Genomic DNA, 368 nt, shown 5'->3' on the forward strand with positions numbered 1-368 from the left:
CTCCAGAGGAGTTCATTATTTCTTTTACCTTGATAGTACCGTTTTTGATTTCAAACGAGCGCACATCTACTTTTTCCGAGGCTTGAGGTAAGATTCTGCTCAATTCATATGAGCGCTTACTATTTATATCCATCCAGATTTGTTTTCCAGATTCGTAAGCCTGTGATTGGCTCGCCACTACATCGCCTTTAAAGACTTTAGACTCAACAGCCGTCCGGTGATAGACGCCCGAACCCATCGCTTGGAAAGAGAATAGGCCTGTTGTAGCAATAACCGTAATCATTGATAATAATTTCATAGCTAGCTCCTTAGTTGTCTGCCTGAATAATTATCTAAAACAATCTTCATGCCACGATTGTTACGTATAT

Annotated in this window: 1 protein-coding gene; it reads right to left on the minus strand. The window is 40.2% G+C overall.

All coding sequences use genetic code 11. The features are described 5' to 3' along the window. Positions 1 to 298, minus strand: a 298-nt coding sequence (locus AB4512_RS24780; RefSeq protein ID WP_372176125.1) for a DUF3316 domain-containing protein, incomplete at its 3' end; no start/stop codon positions are given. Positions 299 to 368: the final 70 nt, after the last annotated feature.

This window comes from Vibrio sp. 10N.222.52.B7 (assembly GCF_041474275.1).
In the GTDB taxonomy this organism is placed as follows: domain Bacteria; phylum Pseudomonadota; class Gammaproteobacteria; order Enterobacterales; family Vibrionaceae; genus Vibrio; species Vibrio crassostreae_C.